General features: G+C 33.5%; 2 protein-coding genes and 1 pseudogene. 1 reads left to right on the top strand and 2 read right to left on the bottom strand.

The genetic code is table 11. The annotated features are described in order from the left end of the window. Positions 1 to 845: 845 nt before the first annotated feature. The gene (locus tag AB3X49_RS20110; protein WP_367964325.1) at positions 846 to 1661 is read right to left on the bottom strand and encodes a 5'-nucleotidase, lipoprotein e(P4) family; all 816 of its coding nucleotides are present in this window, start codon (positions 1659 to 1661) and stop codon (positions 846 to 848) included. A gap of 574 nt (positions 1662 to 2235) precedes the next feature. Between AB3X49_RS20110 and AB3X49_RS20105 the strand changes: the two genes are divergently transcribed. Then, a complete protein-coding gene (locus AB3X49_RS20105) occupies positions 2236 to 2499 on the top strand; it encodes a hypothetical protein (RefSeq protein WP_367964323.1) in 264 nt (87 codons plus the stop codon). A gap of 378 nt (positions 2500 to 2877) precedes the next feature. On the opposite strand, the pseudogene AB3X49_RS20100 reads toward AB3X49_RS20105, so the two are convergent. After that, positions 2878 to 3199: pseudogene (locus AB3X49_RS20100) on the bottom strand (hypothetical protein); the annotation flags it as partial.

The following is a 3199-nucleotide window of genomic DNA, read 5'->3' as shown; positions in this document are numbered from 1 at the left end:
ACCCAAACGCCACTTTATAATCCGGTCTCTATTTTTTAAACTTTGCAACAGAACCCGCTTTCATATACACTCCTTCTGTTAAGAATTGGTATGTATAATAGCGTGTGTTGTTTGAAGTATAAATATGTATGAAAACAAAAAGGTGACGCACATAGAATTGGTCCAGGCAATAAAAATGGAGTGATTGTATTTGTCACCTATCCTATGGGGCCAATGAAAGGGATTCAAGTAAAAAAATTATTGGTATGTTATTGTACTGTACACCTACACTCATATGATGTTTAGCATTGTACTACATATAAGAATGAGATACAGAAACAATCCCATGAGAAGTATATATTTCATATAAGTTGTATCATAGAAATCACTAAAAAGAATGATACCTATAATTGTAATCAACATAATAGATAATAAAACGACTGGATGCAAATAGAGCGGGTTTTTGGTTACATAGATGACGTAACAAGAAAAAGAGATCATGAATAGTAAGAAAGCAACGAAATTAGATTTATACATACGAGAATTCCTTTCTCAAAAAATATATAAAAACATTGACGAATTGTAGCGAATCCGTATGGGTTTCGTACGAAGGATGCCGAATCAAACGTTTGTTTAAAATATAAATATCGGGATAGAGGTCCTCTATCGTTGATACATCAGCAATTTACCATCAAGGAAATCCCCTTGATAGGCAGTTTGTATTCACCATATGTTGCAATTAAATCATGGGATAGTAAAAAATATGAAAAAAGATTGAGCGAATGCGCTCAATCTTCCAAGTGACAGCTTACCACAGCTTATAAAATATAATAGCAAACATGTATCTATTTGTCTTAATACTTCTATTATTTCGCATCTTCAAATACATGCAATGCATCTTTACGGAGCTTATCTTTTTCAGTATCTGACTTTTTGAAATCGTATTGATATAAAGCGGATTCCCAATCCCCATACATTGGATTTGGGAACATAATAAACTTTTCTCCAAATACTTCGTGCATCTCTTCTACAGCTTGATTTCTATCTTGTACAGATTTTTCATCAAATCCGGTAAAATCAGATAAATTATCTCCAAAGAATAAAACAATATCATATTCTGACGCAACTTTTTTTCTTCGCTCTTCCTTCCCTTTTTCTTCTTTTCCTTGCAATAAGACATGCTCTTTATCAGCTTGCGGGATATGCAGTTTCTGTAAGTTTTGTAAAGTAGCATCTAACTGATCTTGTTTACGATTGGAAATGTAGTAAATCGATACACCTTTTTCATTTGCATATCGTAAAAAAGGAACGGCACCAGGAAGAGCTTCTGCTTTCGCTTGTTGAATCCATTTCTCCCATTTATAAGGAAACCCTTTCTTCTCTTTTACTGTCATGGCTTGATACGGACTATTATCCACGACCGTTTCATCTAAATCTAAAACGATGGCAACCTTTTTCTCGGTACCTTTCGCAAGTGCCGCGTCTAATTTCATTTTCCCTATATTATATCCTTGATGATAGAGCGCTTTGACTTCTCCAGCCGTTTGATACCAAGCATCTGCCATAACTTGTTGTTCGGTTAGTGAAGATGTTTGTTTTGGCTGTGCTTGTAGTGACTGACATCCCATGAGGGAAAGAGAGAACATCGTTATGGCTATACTTGTTTTGAAAATGGGTTTCATTGTGTATCACACTCCTATGTATGTTTTGTATGGTATGCGCCTACCTTACGGGAATTATACCGAAAATGCAATTCTCTTTTATTAGAAAAATATCTTCAATTTTTTAAGGGTGCTTATAGGGCTGTGTATTCGTTTTAATTCGTTTACATGTTTTTCTACTCCATATAAATTAAAAACGTTTATTAGCTAATCTGAAGAGTTTGTTTCAAATGAGTTAGTATACAGTTGGTATACAAAACCATTCATTTCATATAGATTGGTTGTATCAACATGATCAAAACTGAAATATATAATGATAATCAGATAATACATCTGTTGTTGTTCATTTTCAATTTCATTCCTCCCAATTCAAATCTCCTTTAAAGTTAACTTTGATATAACTTAGGTTAACCTAGTTAACATGGGTTAACTCATTTGAATCAAATAAAAATCACAAATGTTCTTGTGTAAGCATTATAATTGGTATAGAATACAAAAAAAGTATCATTCTTTTCAATCTTTTAACTTGCACAAGAAGAAGCTATTGCATAGCCGTCTTCTTCCTGTAGAGAAAACAAAGGAGAGGATTGGTATATTGAACAAATCATTGTCTGATAGTTCTAATCAATTATTACAAGAAATCGATCGGAAAATGAGCATCATTGAGTCTATGCTTATCCTTCGTTATATTTCTGGGTATGTGCCTACAGAAGAAGCATATGAAGTCCATCAAATGCTTTTAGAAGTATCTCAATTGTTACTCATGTTGCAACAAGAGCCCAGGATGGCATCACTTGCAAAAGGTTTGAGTCTACAACTACAAACCATCCAAGAAGAATATAATAGAATAATTGGATAGGTTAAAAACGGCATTATAATTCTGAATATTTTTAAAAAACAAAAATCATCACGTTGTTTTTAGCCCTTTTTGAGGAAGGAATAAAAATATCTTCATTCTGATACTAATTAAACTTAACTATAAAAAAACAAAAAGACTTGGATACACCAAGTCTTTTTGTCAGCAAGTACATACTCGTCTAGAACAAGTAAAACGCTACTCGAAAGCTCTGTTAGTATAGCAAATAATGTGGATTTCAGCAATGGGATATTTCCTTTTCCTTTTTATATATCTTTACCATTCTCTTTCATTGAAGGAGCATCTATATCTCTGTGAGAAGAACGAGGTCTACAATATCATATATGATATAAGCCTTTTTTACCTGCAATGCCATAAACTCTATACTCTCTTTAGTTCATTTGTACAGATATAACCGAGGCGAAAATCATAAAATCTATGTAAGGATTCTGTTGCTCCAGCAAACTCCAGTATTAATGGAATTTCCTTTTTGGATTGATAATAAATTTGTTTTGCTTGCGGTATTTTCCCGTCTGTTTGTATTCGTTTTAAGCCTACACCCAATTCACGATGTAACACACGAGCTATGTTGTTCAATACATCCACAGATCCATGTATGCGTAAGCGCGCACGTTTATATAATTTCCCTGGTTCTGTTGCAAAGTTTGAGAAAACATGGATCTGCGTACAAAATACTCTTGTA

It is taken from the genome of Bacillus sp. C30 (genome assembly GCF_040838255.1).
GTDB lineage: Bacteria > Bacillota > Bacilli > Bacillales > Bacillaceae_G > Bacillus_A > Bacillus_A mycoides.
This window is presented reverse-complemented; position numbering and strand designations above follow the sequence as displayed.